The sequence below is a fragment of the Mycetocola sp. TRD_SC_2 genome, from assembly GCF_055361225.1.
In genome coordinates, this window is sequence record NZ_CM143954.1 from 885,021 (window position 1) to 909,191 (window position 24,171).

The window sequence follows — 24,171 nt, forward strand, 5'->3', positions numbered from 1 at the left end:
CTATCCGGCGCCGTTTCGCCCAATCGGGCCTGTGAGGATTCGGTCTCGCAGCGCATCGACGTCCCAGTCGCGGTAGAGGTCGGGCCAGTCCCAGCCGAATCTCAGAGGGCTGAGGTCCTCGAGCCACCAGGTGGCGAGGCCGTCGAACGCGATCGACGGATGCTCGCTCACCGCGGCATCCGATGTCCCGCCGACCACGACGTCGAACGGAGCACCCGCATCCTCGCGGTGGGCCGCGACGAAAGCGAGAACCTCACGCAGTGCCTCCGGCGTGAACGTGCCGCCCGCCATCGGCACCATGCCGTCGAAGCGCGCCGCCCGGCGAAACGGGGGCCGATTCGGCCATGATCCTCCCACCCACACCGGGATCGGCCGCACAGGCGCCGGGAGGAACGTCATCGGCTCGATTGCATAGTGCTCCCCGGTGAAGCCGAACTCGGTTCCGCTCCACAAGCCGGTGAGGATCTCGAGTCCCTCGTCGAGCATCCGCCCCCGCGTCGCCTCATCGGTCGGGTCGCCGAAGAAGCGGAAGTCCCACTCGGCCGGAGCTCCGATTCCGACCCCGAGCACGAGTCGTCCGCCTGAATAGTTCTGCAGCGAGACGCTTTGGCGGGCGAGTTCCCACGGGCGGCGGCGGGGGAGCGGAGTGACGAGAGGGCCAAGAAGGATGCTGTCGGTTGCGGCGGCGACGGCGGTCAACGCCACCCAGGGGTCGACGTGGTCGTTCCGATCGAGGTCGCAGAACAGGAGGTGATCCCAGAGAAAGAACCCGTCCCAACCGGAGCGCTCGGCGTCGCGGGCGAGCCCGGCGAGAACGCCGGCGTCGCCGAATGCACCGAAGTTGGGGAGGTGAAGTCCGTACTTCATGCCGGAACTCTACGACTCACGGACGACGTTCGAGTGAAAAAGTGTGCCCTCGGCAGGATTCGAACCTGCGACCTGCGGTACCGGAAACCGACGCTCTATCCCCTGAGCTACGAAGGCGTGCGAAACAAAACTATCAGAATTCAGCGAGCACATTTGCCGCCTCAACTGCACCAAAACGCGGCCAGCGAGCCCGTCGACTCCGTGTGAGGATTGACGAATGCATCGCACCGTTTCTGCCCACCTCGAGTTCCGTCTCGGCGGGCCGGGCGATGTTGTCCTCTCGATCGCCGTCGCGGCCGGCACCCCCATCCTTTCCGAAACGCTGTCGGTCCGGGTGGGCGGGACTGACGCCGTCGCCGTCGAACTGATCGACCGCCACGGCTCGCGCTTGCACCGGCTCAGCGGCTACACCGGCCCTGTGTCGGTGCATTACCACGCCGTTGTCGCCGGCCAGCGTCCGGTCGAGCCCGGGAGCGCTCTCGATCACCTCCACTACCTCCGGCCCAGCCGGTTCGCTGAATCAGACAAGCTGTACGGCGTTGCCCGCGGCAGGTTCGGCGCTCTCCGCGGGCAGGCGCTCCTCGACGCGGTTTCTGCGTTCGTCTTCGAGACGCTCAGCTACGTTCCCGGTGCGAGCAACGCCGGCGACAGCGCCGCGACGACACTCGAGTCGAAAACCGGGGTCTGCCGCGACTACGCCCACCTCGTCATCGCGCTGCTGCGCGCGTGCGACGTGCCTGCGCGCATGGTCTCGGCGTACGCCCCCGGACTCAAGCCGATGGACTTCCACGTGCTCGCCGAAGCCTGGATCGACGGGCATTGGCGCATCGTGGATGCCACGAGGCTGGCACCGAGGCAATCGCTCGTTCGCATCGCGACAGGGCGCGACGCGTCCGACATCGCCTTCCTCACCAGCCACCACACGAACCTCACCCTCGACAGGGTCGAGGTGGGTGCGGTCGCTCAGATGCTGCCGAGCGACGACCAGCGGGTCCCGGTCCTGCTGCCGTAAGGCTGTAGCGGAAACGGCTCCCCGCTCGAATCACCACATCATGCTGCCCAAAGACGCACGGAGCAGCCGATCGTGGGAATTCGATTCGCCGAACGACAGTTTGTGGCGACTCGAGCGGCCCGTCGGCGACAGGCTACGACCTAGGAGAGGCGTTCGATCGCCGCTTCGGCCAGCTGCTCCGCGTCACCGGGTTCGAAGAACGAGATCGCGCGCAGGGTGATCCAGTACGAGCCGGTGAAGACCTGGGCCTCACCCTCCTGCTCGATGACCTGGAAATAGCCCTCGACGGGAGGGGCCCCGTAGGTCGGCACCTGTTCGCTCTCAGTGACCGCGAGGTTCTTGAGCGCGGTGAGCTGGTCGTCGGTGAGCTTCGCGACGGCGATGTCGATCGTCTCGCTGCTCGAGTTGTTGATCCACTGGCAGGTGAGCCCGTTCATCCCGGCGATGACCCCGGCCTTGCTGTCCTTTTTCGGAGCGGCATCCGCCACGGTGCTGACGTTGGGGTTGAACGCATACATGTCGTCGAGGGTGATCAGCTCGTCACACGTGATGTCGAGGGGCTGGCTCATCACGGCGGCTTCACTCGGATCGGCGCTCGGGGTCGCGCTCGGCTCGGGTGTTGCGCTCGCCGACGTACTGGGTTCGTTCGATGGCCCGGGCTCGTCGGCTGGAGTGCAGCCTGAAAACAGGAGAACGCCGAGCGCAGCAGCGGCCAGAACGGCGAGGGGGCGCGACGGCGCGAACGTGGAAGCCATATGCAACTCTCTCTGTGGGATGCCTCGACACTAACAAGTGCAGCAGCACCCGCCGCGCATGTTGTCGCGTCAGGCCGATATCCCGCAGCGGATAGAATCGCTGAGTGACCCCTGACGATCTTGCCTCCGCCCTGTTCGAACTCGTCGTACCACTCGCCGAGGACCGACGACCGGGAGCCGGGGCCGAGATCCGCCGTGAGGATGTCGTTCTCGAACGCCCCCGGAACCGCGACCACGGTGACTGGGCGTCGAACATCGCCATGCGCATCGCGAAGAAGATCGGTGCCAGCCCGCGTGACATCGCGGCAGAACTTGCTGCCGGCCTTGCCGCCGTTCCCGGTGTCGCCACGGTGGAGGTCGCCGGGCCCGGATTCCTCAACGTGCGGCTCGACGCGGCGGCAAGCGGTGCGCTCGCCAGGACCATCGTCGACGCCGGAGCCGCGTACGGCCACAACGACTCGCTCGCCGGCCAGTCCATCAACATCGAATTCGTTTCGGCCAACCCGACCGGACCTCTGCACATCGGGCACACCCGGTGGGCCGCGCTCGGGGACTCGATCGCCCGCGTGCTCAGGGCATCCGGTGCGAGAATCGCCAGCGAGTACTACATCAACGACGCCGGCAGCCAGATGGACACCTTCGGAGCGTCGATCCTCGCCGCGATCAAGGGCGAACCGACACCCGAAGGCGGCTACCCGGGCGCTTACATCGGAGAGCTCGGCCGACAGGTACTCGAGACCGAGCCCGGGGTCGCCGGCCTGCCAGACGACGAGGCACTGCCGATCGCGCGTGAGATCGCCTACCGCCTGCAGCTCGCCGAGATCGAGAAGTCTCTCTCGAGCTTCAACGTGCACTTCGACGTGTGGTTCTCCGAGCGTGAGCTGCACGCAAAGAACGCGGAGACCGGCAAGAGCGCCATCGATGAAGCCGTCGAACGCCTGCGTGAGCAGGGTCACGTCTTCGACGCCGACGACGCCGTGTGGGTTCGCACCACCGACTTCGGAGACGACAAGGACCGTGTCATCCGCCGCGGCAACAACATCTACACCTACTTCGCCGCGGATGCCGCCTATTACCTCTCGAAATCGGACCGCGGTTTCGCGCACAAGATCTACCTGCTCGGCGCCGACCACCACGGGTACGTTCACCGGCTGAAGGCCCTTGCCGGTGCTGCAGGCGACGACCCCAACGCTGACATCGAGGTCCTCATCGGCCAGCTCGTCAGCATCAACGGCGCCAAGCTGTCGAAGCGGGCCGGAAACATCATCGAACTCGACGACCTGCAGGCCTGGATCGGGACCGACGCGCTGCGTTACTCACTCGGGCGCTACCCGGCCGACTCCCCGCTCACACTCGACCCGGAGCAGTTGCGCAAGCGCAGCAACGACAACCCGGTGTTCTACGTGCAGTACGCCCACGCTCGGACCCACTCGGTCGGCCGCAACGCCGCCGTCGCGGGCGTCGATCGCAGTGCTTTCACTCCTGAACTGCTCGACCACGAGACCGAAGCGGCGCTCCTTGGCGCGCTGCAGGAGTTCCCGCGGATCGTCGCCCAGGCCGCCCAGTTGCGCGAGCCGCACCGGGTCGCGCGCTACCTCGAAGAGGTCGCAGGCCTGTACCACCGCTGGTACGACAACTGCCGGGTGATTCCTCTCGGCGAGGAGCCGATCGGCGACGTGCACCGCTCACGGCTGTGGCTCAACGACGCCACCGGCCAGGTTCTCCGGAACGGGCTCGACCTTCTCGGCGTGTCAGCTCCAGAACGGATGTGACGTGGCCGACGGCTGGGACGAATTACAGCGTGGAGCTGCTGCGAACAGCCCCGCCAGAAAGCCGGCGGGCAGGCGAGTGCTCACTGCGCTCGTCATCTTCGTCGTCGCGGCGATCGTTGTCGTTGGCGGAGCATTCCTCGCCGAAACCGTGACGCGTGGCATAGCCGAGGATTCGGTCGCGGCGGTGGCGGAGGCGAGCCTTCCGTCGAACGTCGAGGGAACCGTCGACGTCGACATCGCGGGGGACTGGGTTCTTCTGCAGCTGCTCAGCGGGCGAATGGACACCGTCACACTCACCTCACCTGACGCACGGTTCGACGGCATCCCGGTCGAGAACGTGGCCGTGACGGCGTCCGGGGTTCCCCTCGACCTCAAGAGTGCGATCGACGACATCGCCGCAACGGCGACCCTCGACCAGCCTGCCCTCAACGAACTGCTCACGCTGCCGGGGAACGACCCCGAACTGATTCTCACTGACGATGCTGTCGGCTACGAGGACTCGACCACCTTCTTCGGAATCCCGGTCGGCTACCGGGTGACAGCATCCCTCGTTCCTGACGGAACAGACGTTCTCCTCACGACGCAAAGCGCCGAGGTGACGACGGTGATCGGCGACCTCGACCTTTCGGGCCTCGTCGAGCAGATCGTCGGCTCTGAACCGATCCGGATCTGCGTCGCCGAGAAGTTGCCGGAAGGGGTCACGATCTCAAGCATCGATGTGCAGAACGGTCTTGCGACGCTCGACCTTTCGGCGTCGGACTTCATCCTCTCTGGCCAGGCGCTCCGGACAACGGGGGAGTGCCCGGCCTGACGCCGGGGCCCGGCCGGATTCTCCGCGCCGCATACGCTCAATGCCACAATTGAGAGGGCACGCCCGATCTCTCGATAGAATCGACCTGTCTCCACCGCTCACCCGCGCGGTACGTCCACTCCGCACGATTGGTTCCCGCTGTGGCTTCTCACCCACTTGCCCCGTCGTGGCTGCGCGTCCCTGAAGACGCCAATGCCCTGGCCGACGGCGTCTGGGCTCACAACGTCTCCCGGTCCGCTCACGGTGAGATCACCGTCGCGGGAGTGAGTGCTCCGGCGCTTGCCGCGCAGTTCGGCACACCGCTCTACGTTGTCGACGAGGCGGATGTCCGTAATCGCGCGGCCACCATCCTCGCCGCGTTCCAGCGCGAGTTCACCGCCATCGGCAGTTCCGCCACCGTTTATTACGCCGGCAAGGCGTTCCTGTGCGCCGAGGTCGCCCGGTGGGTTCGTGACGCCGGCCTCAACATCGACGTCTGCTCCGGCGGGGAACTCGCCGTCGCGCTCGCGGCGGGAGTCGACGCATCGCGCCTCGGGTTGCACGGCAACAACAAGTCCCTCACTGAGATCGACCGGGCCGTCGAAGCTGGGATCGGTGCCATCGTCATCGACAGCCTGCAGGAGATACCGCGGGTCGCCGCTGCCGCTCTCCGCCACGGCAGAAGGCAGGGAGTCCGGTTGCGCGTCAACAGTGGCGTGCACGCGCACACCCACGACTTCCTTGCGACTGCCCATGAGGACCAGAAGTTCGGCCTGCCCCTCGAAAGTGCCGCGGATGCCGTCGCCCTGATCCGCGCAGAGGATGCTCTCGACTTCTACGGCTTGCACTGCCACATCGGTTCCCAGATTTTCGGATCGGACGGTTTCGCCGAATCAGCAGCGCGCCTCCTCACCGTTCACCGGGAATTGCTTGCCGCAGGCCCCGTTCCCGAACTCAACCTTGGCGGCGGTTTCGGTATCGCCTACACCGCGGCGGATGACCCGACCCCGATCGAGGACCTTGCTCGTGAAATCGCCAGCATCGTGGCGACGGAGTGTGAGCGCCTCGGTGTACCGGTGCCACACGTCGCCTTCGAGCCGGGCCGCGCCGTCGTCGGCCCGAGTACCTTCACGCTCTACGAGGTTGGAACGACGAAGGATGTCGAATTGCAGGCGGACACCGGTGTCTCCGCCATCCGTCGCTACGTCAGTGTCGACGGTGGAATGAGCGACAACGCCAGGCCAGCGCTCTACGGTGCCGACTACTCTGTCCGTCTCGCCAGCCGTTCGTCAGACGCATCCCCTGCGCTTATTCGCCTCGCCGGTAAGCATTGCGAATCCGGCGACATCGTCGTCTCAGACGACTACCTGCCCGGCGACGTCGCCCCGGGTGACCTCGTCGCCGTTCCTGCGACGGGCGCGTACTGCTGGTCACTCGCGAGCAACTACAACTATCTGGGGCGCCCGCCGGTCGTCGCCGTTCGAGACGGAGTCGCCCGCGTGATCGTTCGCGGTGAGACCGAAGCCGACCTGCTGGCGCGAGACGCCGGATTGGATGCCCGATGACCGAATACCGCACTGTCCGTGTGGCGCTGCTTGGCGCCGGCTCCGTTGGATCGCAGGTCGCGAGACTTCTCCTCGCCAACGGAGATGAACTCGCCGCCCGCGTCGGCGCGAAGCTCGAACTCGTCGGCATCGCCGTTCGGGACCTCGATGCGAAGCGTGACGTCGACCTTCCTCGCGAACTGCTGACGACGGATGCCGAGTCGCTCGTCGTCGGGGCTGACATCGTCATCGAGTTGATGGGCGGCATCGAACCAGCCCGATCCCTCATCCTCCAGGCCATCACCGCCGGCGCCGACGTCGTCACGGGAAACAAGGCGCTCCTTGCCGCGCACGGCCCTGAACTCTTCGACGCCACCGAGCAGGTCGGCGCCGAAATCTACTACGAAGCAGCCGTCGCGGCAGCCATCCCGATCATCCGGCCGCTGCGCGACAGCCTCGCCGGTGACAACGTCAAACGGATCCTCGCGATCGTGAACGGTTCGACGAACTTCATCCTCGACCGGATGGACCGGTTCGGCGACAGCATGGAGGACGCGCAAAAGACGGCGTTCGAACTCGGCTTCCTCGAAGCGGACCCGACCCTCGACGTCGGCGGCTACGACGCAGCTCAGAAGGCCACCATCCTCGCGAGCCTCGCGTTCCACAGCACCGTCCCCGCCGACGGCGTCTACCGCGAGGGCATCGAGAACATCACAGCGGCGCAGATCGAAGCAGCCCGCGCCGCCGGGTACGTCATCAAGCTTCTCGCCATTGCCGAACGCATCACCGCGGTCGACGGGACAGAGGGAATCTCGGCGCGCGTGTACCCCGCGCTCGTCGACCGTGAGCATCCGCTTGCCGCCGTGCACGGTGGGAACAACGCCGTCTTCGTCGAAGCCGAAGCAGCAGGACCCCTGATGTTCTACGGTGCAGGTGCCGGGGGAGTTCAGACCGCATCAGCCGTCCTCGGCGACCTCGTTTCGGCGGCACGCCGCCACATCGCAGGTGGACCAGGACTCGGTGAATCGACGCACGCCGACCTGCCGCTTCTGCCGATCGGCGACGTGATCACCAAGTACCAGATCACCCTCCGGGTGAGCGACCTTCAGGGCGTCCTCGCCGCTGTCGCATCGATCTTCGCGGACGGCGGCGTCTCGGTCGAGACCGTCGAACAGAGAATCGACCCCGAGCAGTCCGGAACAGCGTTCCTCGTGATCGGCACCCACGCCGCCCGCGAACACGCGCTCCAGGCGACCGTCGCTGCGCTCGACGCCAGCGACGTCGTCACCACAGTTGTCAGTGTTCTACGAGTAGAAGGAGTCTAGATATGGCCAAGCAATGGCGCGGAGTTCTGCACGAATACGCAGACCGTCTCGATGTGACCGATAAGACCCCCATCATCAGCCTCGGTGAGGGTGGAACGCCGCTCATCTACGCGGTTGCCCTCTCGGCGCGCACCGGCGCGAAGGTCTGGGTCAAGTACGAAGGCATGAACCCGACCGGCTCCTTCAAGGACCGCGGAATGACCATGGCCGTGTCGAAGGCCGTCGAAGCCGGCGCCAAGGCCGTCATTTGCGCCTCGACCGGAAACACTTCCGCGTCGGCGGCCGCATACGCGACCCACGCCGGGATCACCGCGGCCGTTCTCGTGCCGGAGGGCAAGATCGCCATGGGCAAACTCGCCCAGGCCATCGCGCACAACGCTCAGCTCATCCAGGTGCAGGGCAACTTCGACGACTGCCTCGACATCGCCCGCGAGCTCTCGGCGAACTACCCGGTTCACCTCGTCAACTCGGTCAACAACGACCGGATCGAAGGGCAGAAGACCGCAGCGTTCGAGGTCGTCGAAGTGCTCGAAGACGCGCCGGACTTCCACTTCATCCCGGTCGGAAACGCCGGCAACTACACCGCGTACACCCGTGGCTACACCGAGGAGCTCGAGCGCGGAATCAGCACCCGCCTGCCGCGCATGTTCGGATTCCAGGCGGCCGGAAGCGCGCCACTCGTCAACGGCAGCATCGTCAAGAACCCCGAAACGGTTGCCAGCGCCATCCGGATCGGCAACCCGGCATCGTGGGATCTGGCACTTGCCGCCCGCGAAGCCACCGACGGATACTTCGGAGCGATCGAGGATGACATGATCCTCGCCGCCCAGCGCATCCTCTCCGCCGAAGTCGGCATCTTCGTCGAGCCCGCGTCCGCGATCAGCGTCGCCGGACTGCTCGAGCGTGCGGAAGCGGGACAGGTCCCTGCCGGATCCACCGTCGTTCTGACCGTCACCGGCCACGGCCTCAAGGACCCGCAGTGGGCACTCAAGAACGCAGACGGCGGCGAGATCGCCCCGACGATCGTCCCCGTCGACGTCAGCGAGGTCGCAAGCGTCCTCGGGCTGGCCAAGGGCTCCGCGTGAGCCTGACGGGCCGCTCCGTCACGGTTCGCGTCCCGGCCACCTCGGCGAACCTCGGCCCGGGGTTCGACACGCTCGGTCTCGCACTGAGTGTCTACGACGAAGTCACCGTCACTGTCAGGGACGAGCCGGGGGCGTCGGTCGACGTCCGCGGTGTCGGTGAAGGGATCGTTCCGACCGACGAATCCAACCTCGTCGTGCGCTCGCTCGCCTACACGTTCGAAGCGCTCGGACAACCGGTCCCCGGGGTGGACCTCATCGCGAACAACGTCATCCCTCACGGGCGGGGGCTCGGCTCCTCGGGTGCCGCCGTCGTCGCGGGAATCGTGGCGGCACAGGGGCTGCTCGACGGCATCGTCGACATCGATTCAGACACCCTCCTGCGCATCGCAACTGAGCTCGAGGGCCACCCGGACAACGTCGCGCCGGCGCTGTTCGGTGGACTGACGATCGCGTGGATGGAAGAAACGGGCCCTCAGCACAAGAAGCTCCTCGTTCACCGTGGAGTTTCGCCGCTCGTATTCGTGCCGCAGCACACCCTGTCGACGAAGGTCGCCAGAAGCCTGCAGCCGCTCAGCGTTCCTCACGAGGATGCCGTCTTCAACGTTTCGCGGTCGGCGCTCCTCATCGCCGCACTCACTCAGAGTCCTGAACTGCTGTTCGCCGGAACCGAAGACCGCCTGCACCAGAACTACCGCGCCTCGGCAATGCCCGAGACCGGGCGAATGGTCACCCTGTTGCGTTCGCATGGTTTCGCCGCCGTGGTCTCCGGTGCCGGTCCGTCCATCCTCGTTCTCGCGGATGGCCCTGGCCAGCGCCTGGAAGCCGCCGAGTTGTTCGCTTCACAGTCCGAAACCCCGTGGGAGAGCATGCTGCTCACCGTCGATGTGCGCGGCGCAACGCTCGTTTCCGGTTAGCTCCGAACGTTCGCCGGCCGTATCTGGGTAACGATTTCTGTGCAACCCCGTTCGTGGGGGTGCGAGGCGAAGTTGCGGAAGTGATAGAGTTGGGGCGATCCCGACAGGCTTGCCGAACAGGCAAATCTGGCCTTCGGGTGATTTCTGCAAACCCAACGCCATCGCCGACAGCATTGTGTATCCCTGTTCTGGGATGTGCACGGCGTGCAGGGTGCGAGTCATTCTGACGGACCCTCCTGCCAACGCGATGAGCTCTCCTGACGCGTTCTTCGTGGATCAGGGGGAAGGAACCCACTCTCAGTGACCAATGTCAACATCCGTTTCGATACGGAATCAGGCGCAAACCTGACCTCCCTCAAGGTCTCAGACCTGCAGCTGCTTGCCAGCCAGTGGGGTATTCAGGGCGCATCCAAACTTCGCAAGGGGGAACTCGTGGAGAAGATTTCCGAGGCTCAGGCTGCGGCGGCAACTGACGGGGCAGAGCTGCCCGTCGCTTCCGGCTCCCTGACCGACCCCGCGGCGGACGCTCCGGCCGAGACCCCGGCGCCTGTCGTCGAGGCTCCCGCCGTCGTTGCCGAGCAGGCACAGGCCGAGGCTCCGGCCGAGCCTGCTGCTCCCGTTGTCCGGAAGCGCGCACCCCGTCGCGCCACGACGCAGTCAGCGAAAGAGGCGGCTCCCGTCTCCGCAGCGGGCCACGTCAACGCAGACGGTGCCGCGCAGATCCCCGACGCTCCCGTCGTCGCCGAGGCTCCAGCGACCGAGGCCCCTGCAGCGGAAACCCCTGCGGCTGAGGCTCCTGCTCAGGCAGACCAGCAGGCCACCGAGTCCGGCGAGGAATCAGCCCCGCAGCGCCCGAAGAAGAACAACAGGCGCGGACGCGGCTCGAAAGCCGATCGTGCAGAAGCAGAGCCGTCCGGCAGCACCGAGGCCCCGGCCGCGGAAGCAGCCGACGCCGACTCTTCAGAGTCCTCAGACTCCGACGACTCCTCGCAGGAGCCTCGCCAGGGCCGCGGACGAGGCCGTAACCGTAACCGGAACAACGCCGACCAGGCGCAGGGTTCCGATGACAACGGCGGCGAGAAGCAGGACCGCAACCGCGGCGACCGCAACGGAAACGACCGTCAGTCGAACGAGCGCAACGACCGTCAGGGCAACGAGCGCAACGACCGACAGGGCAACGACCGTCAGGGTAATGAGCGCGGCGACCGCCAGGCCGACCGCGACGACCGCCAGTCGAACGATCGCAACGACCGCAACCGCGACGCACAGCGCGATCAGCAGGACGAGGGCAGCCGCAATGGCCGCAACCGTTACCGCGACCGCAAGCGCCGCGGCGGCACAGACAACGCCGACTTCGAGCCCGAGATCTCCGACGATGATGTGCTCCTGCCCGTCGCCGGTATTCTCGACGTTCTCGACAACTACGCGTTCGTTCGCACCTCCGGGTACCTTCCTGGCTCGAACGACGTCTACGTCTCGCTCGGCCAGGTGAAGAAGTACAACCTGCGCAAGGGCGACGCCGTCGTCGGCGCGATCCGCCAGCCGCGCGAAAACGACACCAACGCTCGCCAGAAGTACAACGCGATCGTCAAGGTCGACTCGGTCAACGGTCAGACCGTCGACGAGGCCGCCGCACGTGTCGAGTTCGGCAAGCTCACCCCGCTGTACCCGCAGGATCGCCTCCGTCTCGAGACCGAGCCCGGCAAGCTGACCCAGCGGATCATCGACCTCATCGCGCCGATCGGCAAGGGACAGCGTGGACTCATCGTCGCGCCGCCCAAGGCAGGCAAGACGATCGTGCTGCAGCAGATCGCCAACGCGATCTCGATCAACAACCCTGAGGTTCACCTCATGGTGGTCCTGGTCGACGAGCGTCCTGAGGAAGTCACTGACATGCAGCGCACGGTGAAGGGTGAGGTCATCGCCTCCACTTTCGACCGTCCGGCTGAAGATCACACCACGGTCGCCGAACTCGCCATCGAGCGTGCGAAGCGACTGGTCGAACTCGGACATGACGTGGTCCTGCTCCTCGACTCGATCACCCGCCTCGGTCGTGCCTACAACCTGGCTGCTCCGACCTCCGGCCGGATCCTCTCCGGTGGAGTCGACGCATCCGCCCTGTACCCGCCCAAGCGGTTCTTCGGTGCAGCGCGCAACATCGAGAACGGTGGCTCGCTCACCATTCTCGCCACGGCGCTCGTTGAGACCGGGTCCAAGATGGACGAGGTCATCTTCGAAGAGTTCAAGGGCACCGGCAACTCGGAGCTTCGCCTGTCGCGCCAGCTGGCCGACAAGCGGATCTTCCCCGCCGTCGACGTGAACGCGTCATCGACGCGTCGCGAAGAGATGCTTCTCGGAGCCGATGAGGTCCGGGTCACCTGGAAGCTGCGTCGTGCCCTCGCCGGCCTCGACCAGCAGCAGGCCCTCGAGGTCGTCCTTGGCAAGCTCAAGGAAACCCAGTCCAACGTGGAATTCCTCGTGCAGATGCAGAAGTCGATGCCGGCGCCCGTCGCCGGATCCGGCCGCACGCATGACGAGCGCGACCACCGCTAGCTGATCGAACGAACCCGTTTGCTCAGGCTGCGTGACCCTCCGGGGTCACCAGCCGGGCAGACGGGTTTTGTTCTTCCAGTGGCAGGATGAAAACGCAAAGGACGGATGAGAAATGTTTGAATCGGTACAGACCCTGATCGACGAGCACAAGAATTTGCAGGAGCAGCTCGCTGACCCCGCAGTGCACGCCGACCCGGCACGGTCCAAGAAGATCAACCGGCGATACGCCGAGCTGTCGAAGATCATTGCTGCGCACAACGCGTGGCTCGAAGTGCAGGAAGACCTCGCCGCCGCGCGCGAACTCGCGAAGGAAGACGACGCGTTCGCCGCAGAGATCCCGGGGCTCGAAGAAGGTCTCGCGACGGCGCAGGAGCGACTCCGTCGCCTGCTCATCCCGCGCGATCCCGACGACGGCCGCGACGTCATCATGGAGATCAAGGGAGGCGAGGGCGGTGCCGAGAGCGCACTGTTCGCCGCTGACCTCCTCCGCATGTACCTCCACTACGCCGAGTCCAAAGGCTGGAAAACCGAGATGCTCGAACGCACCGAGAGTGACCTCGGTGGGTACAAGGACGTTCAGGTCGCCATCAAGTCCAACGCCACCGACCCGTCACAGGGCGTGTGGGCACACCTCAAGTACGAGGGTGGCGTGCACCGCGTCCAGCGGGTGCCCGCGACCGAGTCCCAGGGGCGAATCCACACCTCGACAACCGGTGTGCTCGTCTTCCCCGAGGTCGACGCCCCCGAAGAGGTTGAGATCAGCCAGAACGACCTCAAGATCGACGTCTACCGGTCGAGCGGCCCCGGTGGCCAGTCCGTCAACACGACCGACTCCGCCGTGCGGATCACCCACCTTCCGACGGGGATCGTCGTTGCGATGCAGAACGAGAAGAGCCAGCTGCAGAACCGTGAGGCCGGTATGCGCGTGCTGCGCGCACGCATCCTCGCTCGTCAGCAGGAGGAGCAGGCCGAGCTCGACAGTGCCAAGCGCAAGACCCAGATCCGCACGATGGACCGGTCTGAGCGCATCCGCACGTACAACTTCCCCGAGAACCGTATTGCGGACCATCGCACCGGGTACAAGGCGTACAACCTCGATGCGGTCATGAACGGTTCACTCGACCCTCTGATCGAATCGGCTATCCGCGCCGACGAAGAAGCGCGGCTCGCCGACATCGGCGACCAGAGCTGACGCTTTGACAGAGAAAGCCGGTTCTTCCCTCGGAAGAACCGGCTTTGTCGTTGTCAGGGCCCAGCGTCGCAGAAATCAGATGTGATACTCCGGATCGGTGAGCCCGTAGGTCTTGCCTGGCTCACGGGGGCGGGGGACGGCGGGCACACCGACGAGGAGCGACATCGCCGGGGCATCCTTCGTGACGACCGCGTTCGCACCGACGATACTGCCGGCGCCGACGGTGATCGGGCCGATGATCTTGGCGCCAGCACCCACCTGCACCCCGTTACCGAGGGTTGGATGCCGCTTCTCGCGTCCGCGGGACTTCCCGCCGAGAGTGACGCTGTGGTACATCATGACGTCGTCGCCGATCTCCGCAGTTTCACCGATGACGACGCCCATGCCGTGGTCGATGAAGAACCGGCGGCCGATGACGGCACCGGGGTGGATCTCAACACCGGTGAGGAACCGGGTGAACTGGGAGAGGAGACGGGCGGGCATGCGTGCCCCTCTCCGCCACAGCCGTGACGTGAGCCGGTACGACCAGACAGCGTGCAGGCCTGAGTAGGTGAGGAAGATCTCCACCGAACCGCGCGCGGCCGGATCGTGGACGCGCGCGGCGGTGATGTCTTCCCGGATGCGGGAGAGTGCTGGCATGAACTAGTCGGCGAGGTCCGACCAGAGCGGCGTCGAGATGTACCGCTCTCCCGTGTCGCAGACGATTGCGACGATGCGCTTGCCTGCGTTCTCGGGGCGCTTCGCGAGCTGCGTTGCCGCCCAGATGATGGCACCGGACGAGATTCCTGCGAGGATGCCCTCTTCTGCTGCGAGGCGCTTCGCGACCGCGATCGAGTCGTCGAAGCTCACGTCGATGACCTCGTCGTACACGGTGGTGTCGAGGATCTCCGGTACGAAGTTCGCGCCGATGCCCTGGATCTTGTGGGGCCCGGGGGCACCGCCGTTGAGAATGGGGGAGTCGATCGGTTCGACCGCGACGATCTTGATGTCCGGCTTGCGCTCCTTGAGCACCTGGCCGACCCCGGTGATCGTTCCACCGGTACCGACGCCCGCGATGAAGATGTCGATGTCGCCGTCGGTGTCGCGCCAGATCTCCTCGGCCGTGGTCTTGCGGTGAATCTCAGCGTTGGCCACGTTCGCGAACTGCTGCGCGAGGATCGCACCGGGAGTCTCGGCGACGATCTCCTCGGCGCGGGCGACAGCGCCCTTCATGCCGAGTGCGGGTTCGGTGAGGACGAGCTCGGCGCCGAAGGCACGGAGAAGGACGCGACGCTCGGTACTCATCGATGCGGGCATCGACAGGATGACCTTGTATCCGCGGGCAGCGCCAACGAGAGCGAGAGCGATCCCGGTGTTGCCGCTCGTTCCTTCGACGATGGTTCCGCCGGGCTTGAGCGCGCCTGCCGCCTCAGCAGCGTCGACGATGGCAACGCCGAGGCGGTCCTTCACGCTGGAGCCGGGGTTGTAGAACTCGAGCTTCGCGAGAACGGTGGCCTCAGCGCCATCGGTCACGCGGTTGAGCTGGACCAGCGGGGTGTTGCCGAACGCCTCGGTGATATTGGCGTAGATTTTTCCGGCCACGTATATGCTCCTTGGGTTATGGTCTGCGGAAACCGCAGTCGTCGGGATTACAGCCTATTGCCCGGTGTAACCGGGGCGGGCAGTGTTGCATTCCACTGTGTTGGCGAACCGCTGCCGGTAGGCTCATCCGTGGCGCTTTTCTCCGCCGATTCCCAGCAGGCAGGCCCCCAATGACTCCGATTCCCGCGACCGTCGGTTCGCTCCTCCGGTCCACGGCCGAGATCCTCGGGGTGTCGGGCATCGAGAGCCCCGACGTTGACGCCGAGCTTCTTGTCGGCCACGTGCTGGGACTCGGCCGCGGAGAAGTTCAGGCGGCCGCTGTGACTGACCGTCCGGTGACGGATGCCGATTCCGCCGCGATCGCTATTCTCGCCGATCGACGGGCGCACCGTGAACCGCTGCAGCACATCCTCGGGAGGGCCGCGTTCCGCTCCCTCTCGCTCGCCGTCGGTCCTGGCGTCTTCGTTCCGCGACCCGAAACGGAGCAGGTGGTGCAATTCGCCATCGACGCCCTCCGCTCGATGCCGGACCCTGAGCCGATCGGAATCGACCTCGGAACCGGCAGCGGGGCGATCGCCCTCGCGATGGCGACCGAAGTACCGAACGCCCGCATCTTCGCTGCCGAAAACTCGGTGGACGCTTTTATCTGGGCGCGGCAGAACTTCACCCAGACCGCTGCGCCGAACGCGACACTCATCTTCGACGACCTGGCCGGGGCGTTCGCAGAACTCGACGGACAGGCATCCGTCGTCATCTCGAACCCTCCCTATGTTCCGGATGCCGCGATCCCACGCGACCCCGAGGTGCGGCTTTTCGACCCGGCGGCAGCGCTCTATGGGGGAGAGGACGGCCTCGACGTCGTTCGCCAGCTCTCACACACGGCCGCGAGGCTTCTGCGGCCAGGCGGAACGCTCGTGCTCGAACACGGGGAACTGCAGGGGAAGGCGATTCGCGGCATCCTCACCGGCGACGGCTGGCGGGCGGCGGCGACGTTCCGCGACCTGACCCAGCGCGACCGGACGACGACGGCCATCCGCGGCTGACCTGTTTCGGCATCGATCAGGGAACGGTCGCCGCCGTGCGGCTCACTCACACCGGCTCCGGGATAGAATCGGCAGGATGTCTCGCCTCTTCGACTGCTCCCAGGATTCAGAACTCCTCACCGGCATGCGCCTCGCTCGCGCGGCGGTGCGAAAAGGTGACCTCGTCGTGATCCCCACCGACACCGTTTACGGCGTCGCGGCCGACGCGTTCTCGCCGAAGGCCGTGCAGAAACTCCTCGATGCCAAAGGCCGCACCCGCCAGTCGCCGCCCCCGGTGCTCGTTCCCGGAGTCGCAACGCTCGAAGCGCTCGCCTCCGAGATTCCGGATGCCGTCCGGCGGCTCGTCGACGCATTCTGGCCGGGTGGACTCACCATCGTCCTGACCGCCCAGCCGTCGCTAGCGTGGGACCTCGGCGACACCGACGGCACCGTCGCCGTCCGGATGCCCGACAACCGGATCGCGCTCGAGTTGCTCGAGGAGACCGGTCCGCTGGCCGTCTCAAGCGCCAACCTGACCGGGCAGCCAGCGGCGAACACCGCGCAGGCCGCATTCGACATGCTCGGTGAATCGGTCGACACCTATCTCGACGGCGGTGAAAGCACGGCGGTCGCATCGACGATCATCGACGCGACCGCTCTCAGCGCGCCAGAGGGCAAGGTCACCGTCCTCCGTGAGGGAGCGATCTCCAGGGACCGGTTGCGCGACATCCTCGGCGACCTCCTCGACGAGCCTGCCCAGGGCAGCGTGACAGAAGATGCAGATGGTGCTTCTTCGCCATGATCCTTTACGCGCTCATCGCACTGGCCACGGCGGTCATCACCTTCGTCCTGTCCCTCGTGGTGTACAAAGTCGCCCTGCGTTACAAGCTGTACCCGGGCATACGGGAGCGGGACGTCCACACAAGGCCCACCCCGCGGCTCGGTGGCGTCGCCATGTTCATCGGCGTCGTGGCCGCATTCGGCCTGGCATATGTGATCTCGCGCGTCACCCCGTTCTTTGAACAGACCTTCAACCCGCCCGGTTCCATCCTTGCCATTCTCGGCGCCGCACTTCTCATCGTGCTCATCGGTATCGCCGACGACATCTGGGACCTCGACTGGATGATCAAGCTCGCCGGCCAGTTCATGGCCGCCGGCCTCATCGCGTGGCTCGGGGTGCAGATTTACTCCCTGCCGATCGGCGGGCTCACCGTCGGATCCTCCTGGATGTCCGCGGCGCTCGCCGTCTTCGCCATCGTTTTGGTGATGAATGCCGTCAACTTCATCGATGGCCTCGACGGCCTCGTAGCCGGCGTCGGGCTCATCGCCAACGGGGTGTTCCTCGTCTACGGCTACCTCCTGGTTCGCGACCTCGGGCAGTCGACCTTCTTCAACCTGTCGCTGTTGATCTCCGCAGTCCTGGTCGGTGCCTGCGCGGGATTCCTGCCGCTCAACTGGCATCCGGCGAAGATGTTCATGGGAGACGCCGGAGCGCTTCTCGTCGGCCTGTTGATGGCGACCTCGGCTGTCGCCATCACCGGTCAGATCGATCCATCTGCGCTCAACGCGGACCCGACGGGCGGCGGAGGAGTCGGCCGCAGTCAGCTGATCGGTGCCTTCATCCCGATCATCCTTCCGTTCGCGATCCTGATCGTGCCTCTGCTCGACTTCGCTCTCGCTGTCATCCGCCGACTGCGCGCGGGTAAATCGCCCTTCAGCGCAGACCGCCTTCACCTCCACCACCGCCTGCTCGACATGGGGCACACGCACCTCCATGCCGTGCTGATCTTCTACGGCTGGACCGCTGTCATCGCGCTGTCCTGCCTCATGTTCTTCGTGTTCCAGCCGTACTGGTTCGCACTCGGCTTCCTCATCCTCGGAGTCATTGTCTGCACGGTCTTCACCCTCGCCCCGCTCGGACGACGCAAATCCGCGGAGATCACCGCTCAGGCCGCACCTGAGGGAAGCGGTGGCGCCGAAGAGCTCGCCGTTCACGACCCGTTGGACGAAGCATCCGTCGAACCGCACCACACCCTCCAGGAGAGCCCCGCAGCTTTTCCCGGCCTCACTCAGAAAGACGAAAAATGACCGCGAACAAGATCTTCCGGGCCGCTCTCATCTGGGGAGGTATCCTCGCCGTCCTCATCGGAGTTGTCGGCGGTTTCATCGGCTACGCCGTTGATGGATCGATCGGACTGACCAGCGCGCTCATCGGGGCTGTCGTCGGCGCCGCGTTCCTCAGCATCACGGCGGGAAGCATCCTGTTCGCCAACCGGTACTCAGAGTCCGAAATGTTCGTCACGATCTTCTTCGGTGTCGTCCTGGGCGGCTGGTTGCTGAAGTTCGTTCTCTTCCTCGTCCTCGCCATCTCGCTGCGCGACCAGCCCTGGATCAACCCGGTGATCCTGTTCGTCAGCGTGATCGCAGCGGCCGTGGCTACCCTCATCGTTGATGCCATCATCGTTATGAAAGGGCGCGTCGCCTACGTCGCTCCTGTGGAGCCGACGGAGTCCGCAGAAAATGCGTCCTGAGGGCCTCAGGATTCGTGGGAACAACCATGGTTTGCTACAGTTTGTAGAGAACCCCGCAGACACACTTTTTTTCGTGTGCGCGAAACGAAATATGCCATTACTCGTCGAAGTGAGAGCCCTGGCTCCCGCCCCGAAATAGGAGATAGCGCTGCTAGTTAACGCCGTGAATCTCGTCACGAATGTTTCCGTATTGACGGCGGCCGACGACGACGGAGGCTTCCATGCCCCGACGCTAGCCGAATTCTTCCCACCCGCCATCTTCTTCGAGGGCACCTGGTTCGAAATGAACCGGATCGTGCTCGTCCGCATGCTTGCGGTCATCGTCATGTTGTTCCTGTTCTGGCTGGCTCTGCGCCGCGGAACACGGGTACCCGGCCGCGGTCAGTCCGTCGCCGAAATCGCGATCGACTTCGTGAAGACCCAGATCGGCGACCAGGTCCTCGGTCTGAAGGACAGCAAGCGTTTCCTCCCGCTTCTCGCCGGAATGTTCTTCGGAATTCTTGCGATGAACATCACGGGAGTCATCCCCGGCCTCAACATCGCCGGGTCCTCGATCTTCATCGTCCCAGCCACGTTCGCTCTTGCCGCGTACATCGCATTCGTCTACGCCGGTATCAAGCAGCACGGTGGATGGAAGTACTTCAAGAACCAGCTCTTCCTGCCGGGCGTTCCGTGGCCGATCTACATCATCCTCACCCCGGTCGAGCTGCTCAACATCTTCATCGTTCGCCCGATCTCGCTCTCGTTGCGACTCCTGCTGAACATGATGGTCGGACACATCCTCCTCGTGCTCTGCTTCTCGGCAACGCACTTCTTCTTCGTCACAGGTCAGGACCTCGGTCTGTTCAGCCTCTTTGGGGCTGCAACGCTGGTCGGTGGAATCGCCATGACGGGTATCGAACTCGTCGTAGCGATCCTTCAGGCGTACATCTTCACCCTGCTCACGGCCGTCTACATTCAGCAGTCGGTCGCCGACGAACACTAGACAAACGGTGCGGTTTTTTCGCCGCGCTGCCCAATGGAAAGGAAAACCACTGTGGATCCAATCATTCTCGCCGAGGTAACCGGCAACCTGAACACTGTCGGCTACGGCCTGGCCGCGATCGGCCCCGGTATCGGTATCGGTATCGTCGCAGGCAAGACCGTTGAGGCCATGGCTCGCCAGCCCGAGCTCGCCGGCCGCCTTCAGGTGACCATGTTCCTGGGTATCGCATTCACCGAGCTGCTCGCCTTCATCGGCGTCGCGCTCTTCTTCCTCAACTAAGGCGTGTCAATGCCCGAAATCACTTTGGCCGCTGGGGGTGACACCCCCGAAGGCATCGGCCTGTTCATTCCAGCTATCTATGACATCGTCTGGTCGCTGATTCCGTTCGCGCTGATCATGATCCTCTTCTGGAAGGTCATCATCCCGATGTTCCGAAAGATCATCGACGAGCGAACCGCAGCAATCGAAGGCGGCATCGCGAAGGCGGAGAGCGTTCAGGCCCAGGCCGACGCGGCTCTCGAGCAGTACGAAGCCCAGCTCGCAGAAGGTCGTGCAGAAGCTGCGCGCATCCGTGAGCAGGCGCGGGCAGAAGGCACTCAGATCCTCAACGAGCTGAAGGAGCAGGCTGCAGCCGATGCAGCGCGCATCACCGCGACCGCTCACCAGCAGATCGAGGCGGAGCGTCAGGCTGCGCTCGTTTCGCTTCGCTCCGAAGTCGGCTCACTCGCCATCGACCTCGCGTCCGGTGTCGTGAAGGAAAGCCTGTCTGACGACAAGCGCGCAACCGACCTCGTGGACCGCTTCCTCGCGGACCTCGAGTCAAGCGAAGCTGCCGGTAGAGGCGTTCGCTGATGGGTAGCGCTACGCGTGGAGCCGTGACTTCGGCGAGGAATGTACTCGCCGGATTGCCGTCAGTCGATCTCGCTACGGCGCAGGGACTGTTCGGCGCCGCCGCGACGATTGCCGGATCCATGCAGTTGCGCTCCCTCCTCACGGACTCCGGCCGCAGCGTCGAAGAGAAGTCACGCATGGTCACGAGCCTTTTCGGCTCGCGGCTCAGCGAGTCAGCACTTCACCTCGCCGTCGCAGCGGTCTCGGCTCGCTGGTCATCTCAGGATGACCTCGTCGCCGGGATCGAACAGCTCGCGCTTCGTGCGGCAGCCGCCTCGGCACCTGCCGATGTCGATGTCGCCGGTGAACTCTTCGCCTTCGGCTCAGCGATCCAGTCGGATTCCGAACTCGAATTCGCGCTCGGTTCACGCGCGGGAGCGAAAGACGCGAAGGTTGCGCTCGTGGAGCGACTCCTCCGCGGCAAGGTGTCCGACCAGACGATCCTGATCGTCGAACACTTCGTCCGGACGCCTGGCACCAGGAACATCGGCGAGTCGATCGACTACGCACGCTCCGTGGCAGCGGATCAGTCAGGGTTCGCCGTGGCGACCGTGCAGTCTGCCCACGAGCTCACCGCTGCACAGGTTGAGCGACTGGAACGGGCGCTGTCGGGCAAGTATGACCGGGCAGTGCGCGTCAACCAGGTGATCGACCCGGATGTCATCGGAGGGTTCCGAATTCAGGTCGACAACGACGTGATCGATGGCAGTGTTGCAAGCAGGATCAACGATCTGAGACTTCAGCTAGCGAGCTAGCGAAACTATTCGGGCATTCAACTGCCCGTTAACCGTAAAGGGAAGAGAATGGCAGAACTATCGATCAGCCCGGACGAGATCCGCGACGCGCTCAAGGACTTCGTTAAGTCCTACGAACCCGGCCAGCTTTCGAGCACGGAGACCGGACGGGTCGTCGATGCCGGCGATGGCATCGCCCACGTCGAGGGTTTGCCCGGCGTCATGGCCAACGAGCTCATCCGTTTCGCGGATGGCACGCTTGGCCTCGCCCAGAACCTCGACGAGAACGAGATCGGTGTCGTCGTCCTCGGTGAGTTCAACGGAATCGTTGAGGGCATGGAAGTTACCCGCACAGGAGAGGTGCTGTCGACCCCGGTCGGCGACGCATTCCTCGGCCGTGTGGTTGACCCGCTCGGTGCTCCCATCGACGGACTCGGCGAGATCAAGGCGGAGACCCGTCGTGCTCTCGAACTGCAGGCGCCCGGCGTCATGCAGCGTAAGAGTGTGCACGAGCCCATGCAGACCGGAATCAAGGCCATTGACGCCATGATCCCGATCGGCCGCGGCCAGCGCCAGCTCATCATCGGTGACCGCCAGACGGGTAAGTCTGCGATCGCGATCGACACGATCATCAACCAGAAGGCCAACTGGGACTCCGGAGACGTCAACAAGCAGGTTCGCTGCATCTACGTCGCCATCGGTCAGAAGGGTTCGACGATCGCCGCCATCAAGGCAGCGCTCGAAGAGTCCGGCGCCATGGAGTACACGACAATCGTCGCTGCTCCTGCGTCAGACCCGGCAGGCTTCAAGTACCTCGCTCCGTACACCGGCTCGGCCATCGGCCAGCACTGGATGTACGGCGGCAAGCACGTCCTCATCGTCTTCGATGACCTCTCGAAGCAGGCAGAGGCATACCGTGCGGTATCCCTTCTCCTCCGTCGCCCGCCGGGACGCGAAGCGTACCCCGGTGACGTGTTCTACCTGCACTCCCGTCTGCTCGAGCGTTGCGCGAAGCTCTCTGACGAGCTCGGCGCAGGGTCGATGACCGGTCTTCCGCTGATCGAGACCAAGGCGAACGACGTTTCGGCCTACATCCCGACCAACGTCATCTCGATCACCGACGGCCAGATCTTCCTCCAGTCGGACCTGTTCAACGCTAACCAGCGTCCAGCCGTCGACGTCGGAATCTCGGTTTCCCGTGTTGGTGGTGACGCTCAGGTCAAGAGCATCAAGAAGGTTTCAGGAACCCTGAAGCTCGAACTTGCTCAGTACCGCTCGCTCGAGGCTTTCGCGATGTTCGCATCCGACCTCGACGCAACGAGCCGTCGCCAGCTCGCCCGTGGTGCCCGCCTGACCGAGCTCCTGCGCCAGCCGCAGTACTCACCGTTCCCCGTCGAGAACCAGGTCGTTTCGATCTGGGCCGGCACGAAGGGCAAGCTCGACGAGGTCCCGGTCGAAGACATCCTGCGGTTCGAATCCGAACTGCACGACTACCTCGGCCGTAACACCCAGGTTCTGACGAAGCTCCGTGACAGCAACGTGCTCAGCGATGACATCGTCGACGAGCTCGACGCAGCCGTTGACAAGTTCAAGCTGGAGTTCCAGACCGGCGAGGGCAAGCCCCTCAACGGACCGGGCTCGGAGCAGTTCACCGAGCTGCCGGCTGAAGAGGTTCAGCAGGAAAAGATCGTCAAGGGACGTCGATAGGTAATGGGCGCTCAACTTCGGGTCTACACGCAGAAGATCAAGTCTGCGCAGACGACCAAGAAGATCACGAAGGCGATGGAGCTCATCGCCGCCTCCCGCATTGCCAAAGCGCAAGCGCGGGTGGCGGCGTCCGCCCCGTACTCCCGAGCGATCACCCGCGCGGTGTCAGCGGTCGCGACGTATTCAAACGTCGACCACCCGCTGACCACTGAGCCGGAGACCATCGAGCGAGCCGCCGTACTGATCTTCGCTTCTGACCGTGGCCTCGCTGGCGCGTTCAACTCGCAGGTTCTGCGCGAGGCGAACGAGCTTGCCGAATTGCTGCGCAGCCAGGGCAAGGACGTCGTCTACTACCTCGTCGGCCGTAAGGCAGTGGGGTACTTCCAGTTCCGCAAGCGTGCCTCTGAGGGTCAGTGGATCGGCGAGAGCGAAAACCCGACCTTCGCGACCGCTCACGAGATCAGTACCGCTCTGCTCGAGAAGTTCGCCCTGGATGCTTCCGAGGGCGGCGTCGACGAGATCCACATCGTGTACAACCGTCTCGTCAGCATGATGAGCCAGGTACCAGAGGTCACCCGCCTTCTGCCCCTCGAAATCGTCGAGGGAATGGAAGAGCCGGGCGACAACGCGATCCTCCCGTTGTACGAATTCGAACCGGACGCGGCGAGTGTGCTCGACGCGCTCCTGCCCGTCTACATCGAAAGCCGGATCTTCAACGCCCTGCTCCAGTCCGCCGCTGCAAAGCACGCGGCGACGCAGAAGGCGATGAGCTCAGCGAGCGACAACGCGGACAAGCTCATCACCGACTACACCCGGCTGCGGAACAACGCTCGGCAGGCCGAGATCACCCAGCAGATTTCAGAGATTGTCGGCGGCGCAGACGCACTGTCGTCCGCCAAGTAACGCAGACT

At 64.8% G+C, this 24,171-nt stretch carries 23 protein-coding genes and 1 tRNA gene; 19 read left to right on the top strand and 5 right to left on the bottom strand.

Annotated elements, in window-relative coordinates; translation table 11 throughout:
• Together ACWA1Q_RS04175 and ACWA1Q_RS04180 are read right to left on the bottom strand one after the other, a co-directional pair.
• Window positions 1-867 (bottom strand): LLM class flavin-dependent oxidoreductase, encoded by an 867-nt coding sequence (locus tag ACWA1Q_RS04175; RefSeq protein ID WP_463759774.1) that lies wholly within the window; start codon window positions 865-867, stop codon window positions 1-3.
• Window positions 868-911: 44 nt separating this feature from the next.
• Window positions 912-984 (bottom strand) — tRNA-Arg (locus tag ACWA1Q_RS04180).
• Between the two features lie 100 nt (window positions 985-1,084).
• Between ACWA1Q_RS04180 and ACWA1Q_RS04185 the strand changes: the two genes are divergently transcribed.
• Window positions 1,085-1,879: a transglutaminase-like domain-containing protein gene (locus ACWA1Q_RS04185; RefSeq protein ID WP_463759776.1), complete on the top strand. Its 795-nt coding sequence runs from the start codon at window positions 1,085-1,087 to the stop codon at window positions 1,877-1,879.
• 140 nt (window positions 1,880-2,019) lie between these two features.
• Here ACWA1Q_RS04185 and ACWA1Q_RS04190 read toward each other — a convergent pair whose 3' ends face one another.
• Complete coding sequence (locus ACWA1Q_RS04190) at window positions 2,020-2,634, bottom strand: DUF3558 domain-containing protein (RefSeq protein ID WP_463759778.1); 615 nt, start codon at window positions 2,632-2,634, stop codon at window positions 2,020-2,022.
• A gap of 104 nt (window positions 2,635-2,738) precedes the next feature.
• Here ACWA1Q_RS04190 and ACWA1Q_RS04195 point away from each other — a divergent pair, with 104 nt between their 5' ends.
• From ACWA1Q_RS04195 to prfA, 8 genes are all read left to right on the top strand, one after another.
• The gene (locus tag ACWA1Q_RS04195; RefSeq protein WP_463759780.1) at window positions 2,739-4,406 is read left to right on the top strand and encodes an arginine--tRNA ligase; all 1,668 of its coding nucleotides are present in this window, start codon (window positions 2,739-2,741) and stop codon (window positions 4,404-4,406) included.
• Between the two features lies 1 nt (window position 4,407).
• Window positions 4,408-5,217, top strand: coding sequence for an LmeA family phospholipid-binding protein (locus tag ACWA1Q_RS04200; protein WP_463759782.1), 810 nt, complete (start codon window positions 4,408-4,410; stop codon window positions 5,215-5,217).
• Between the two features lie 140 nt (window positions 5,218-5,357).
• Complete coding sequence (gene lysA, locus ACWA1Q_RS04205; RefSeq protein WP_463759784.1) at window positions 5,358-6,761, top strand: diaminopimelate decarboxylase; 1,404 nt, start codon at window positions 5,358-5,360, stop codon at window positions 6,759-6,761.
• Window positions 6,758-8,065 carry a homoserine dehydrogenase gene (locus ACWA1Q_RS04210; protein WP_463759786.1) on the top strand — a complete coding sequence of 436 codons (1,308 nt, stop codon included), beginning with the start codon at window positions 6,758-6,760 and terminating at the stop codon, window positions 8,063-8,065. The genes lysA and ACWA1Q_RS04210 overlap by 4 nt, the downstream gene beginning before the upstream one ends.
• Before the next feature lie 2 nt (window positions 8,066-8,067).
• A complete protein-coding gene (gene thrC, locus ACWA1Q_RS04215; protein ID WP_463759787.1) occupies window positions 8,068-9,150 on the top strand; it encodes a threonine synthase in 1,083 nt (360 codons plus the stop codon).
• A complete protein-coding gene (thrB, locus tag ACWA1Q_RS04220; RefSeq protein WP_463759789.1) occupies window positions 9,147-10,064 on the top strand; it encodes a homoserine kinase in 918 nt (305 codons plus the stop codon). The genes thrC and thrB overlap by 4 nt, the downstream gene beginning before the upstream one ends.
• Before the next feature lie 300 nt (window positions 10,065-10,364).
• The gene (rho, locus tag ACWA1Q_RS04225; protein ID WP_463759791.1) at window positions 10,365-12,617 is read left to right on the top strand and encodes a transcription termination factor Rho; all 2,253 of its coding nucleotides are present in this window, start codon (window positions 10,365-10,367) and stop codon (window positions 12,615-12,617) included.
• 112 nt (window positions 12,618-12,729) lie between these two features.
• Window positions 12,730-13,809, top strand: coding sequence for a peptide chain release factor 1 (gene prfA, locus ACWA1Q_RS04230; RefSeq protein WP_463759792.1), 1,080 nt, complete (start codon window positions 12,730-12,732; stop codon window positions 13,807-13,809).
• 75 nt (window positions 13,810-13,884) lie between these two features.
• On the opposite strand, the gene epsC is transcribed toward prfA, so the two are convergent.
• Complete coding sequence (gene epsC / locus ACWA1Q_RS04235) at window positions 13,885-14,448, bottom strand: serine O-acetyltransferase EpsC (protein WP_463759794.1); 564 nt, start codon at window positions 14,446-14,448, stop codon at window positions 13,885-13,887.
• A gap of 3 nt (window positions 14,449-14,451) precedes the next feature.
• Window positions 14,452-15,390, bottom strand: coding sequence for a cysteine synthase A (gene cysK, locus ACWA1Q_RS04240; RefSeq protein WP_463759795.1), 939 nt, complete (start codon window positions 15,388-15,390; stop codon window positions 14,452-14,454).
• A gap of 170 nt (window positions 15,391-15,560) precedes the next feature.
• On the opposite strand from cysK, the gene prmC reads away from it, so the two are divergent.
• The 10 genes from prmC (at window position 15,561) to ACWA1Q_RS04290 (ending at window position 24,163) form a co-directional block, all read left to right on the top strand.
• On the top strand, window positions 15,561-16,433 hold the full coding sequence (gene prmC / locus ACWA1Q_RS04245; RefSeq protein ID WP_463759797.1) for a peptide chain release factor N(5)-glutamine methyltransferase: 873 nt from the start codon (window positions 15,561-15,563) through the stop codon (window positions 16,431-16,433).
• A 76-nt stretch (window positions 16,434-16,509) separates the two neighbouring features.
• Window positions 16,510-17,214, top strand: coding sequence for an L-threonylcarbamoyladenylate synthase (locus tag ACWA1Q_RS04250; protein WP_463759798.1), 705 nt, complete (start codon window positions 16,510-16,512; stop codon window positions 17,212-17,214).
• Window positions 17,211-18,500 (top strand): MraY family glycosyltransferase, encoded by a 1,290-nt coding sequence (locus ACWA1Q_RS04255; protein WP_463759800.1) that lies wholly within the window; start codon window positions 17,211-17,213, stop codon window positions 18,498-18,500. Before ACWA1Q_RS04250 ends, ACWA1Q_RS04255 begins: the two co-directional genes overlap by 4 nt.
• On the top strand, window positions 18,497-18,943 hold the full coding sequence (locus tag ACWA1Q_RS04260; protein WP_463759801.1) for a hypothetical protein: 447 nt from the start codon (window positions 18,497-18,499) through the stop codon (window positions 18,941-18,943). The genes ACWA1Q_RS04255 and ACWA1Q_RS04260 overlap by 4 nt, the downstream gene beginning before the upstream one ends.
• 163 nt (window positions 18,944-19,106) lie before the next feature.
• Window positions 19,107-19,928 carry a F0F1 ATP synthase subunit A gene (gene atpB, locus ACWA1Q_RS04265; RefSeq protein ID WP_463759802.1) on the top strand — a complete coding sequence of 274 codons (822 nt, stop codon included), beginning with the start codon at window positions 19,107-19,109 and terminating at the stop codon, window positions 19,926-19,928.
• Between the two features lie 51 nt (window positions 19,929-19,979).
• Window positions 19,980-20,207, top strand: coding sequence for an ATP synthase F0 subunit C (atpE, locus tag ACWA1Q_RS04270; RefSeq protein ID WP_183084857.1), 228 nt, complete (start codon window positions 19,980-19,982; stop codon window positions 20,205-20,207).
• 9 nt (window positions 20,208-20,216) lie between these two features.
• The gene (locus ACWA1Q_RS04275; protein ID WP_463759804.1) at window positions 20,217-20,780 is read left to right on the top strand and encodes a F0F1 ATP synthase subunit B; all 564 of its coding nucleotides are present in this window, start codon (window positions 20,217-20,219) and stop codon (window positions 20,778-20,780) included.
• Between the two features lie 23 nt (window positions 20,781-20,803).
• The gene (locus ACWA1Q_RS04280; RefSeq protein WP_463759805.1) at window positions 20,804-21,574 is read left to right on the top strand and encodes a F0F1 ATP synthase subunit delta; all 771 of its coding nucleotides are present in this window, start codon (window positions 20,804-20,806) and stop codon (window positions 21,572-21,574) included.
• Between the two features lie 48 nt (window positions 21,575-21,622).
• Complete coding sequence (gene atpA, locus ACWA1Q_RS04285) at window positions 21,623-23,260, top strand: F0F1 ATP synthase subunit alpha (RefSeq protein WP_463759807.1); 1,638 nt, start codon at window positions 21,623-21,625, stop codon at window positions 23,258-23,260.
• Window positions 23,261-23,263: 3 nt separating this feature from the next.
• Complete coding sequence (locus ACWA1Q_RS04290; RefSeq protein WP_463759808.1) at window positions 23,264-24,163, top strand: F0F1 ATP synthase subunit gamma; 900 nt, start codon at window positions 23,264-23,266, stop codon at window positions 24,161-24,163.
• The last annotated feature ends 8 nt before the right edge of the window (window positions 24,164-24,171 follow it).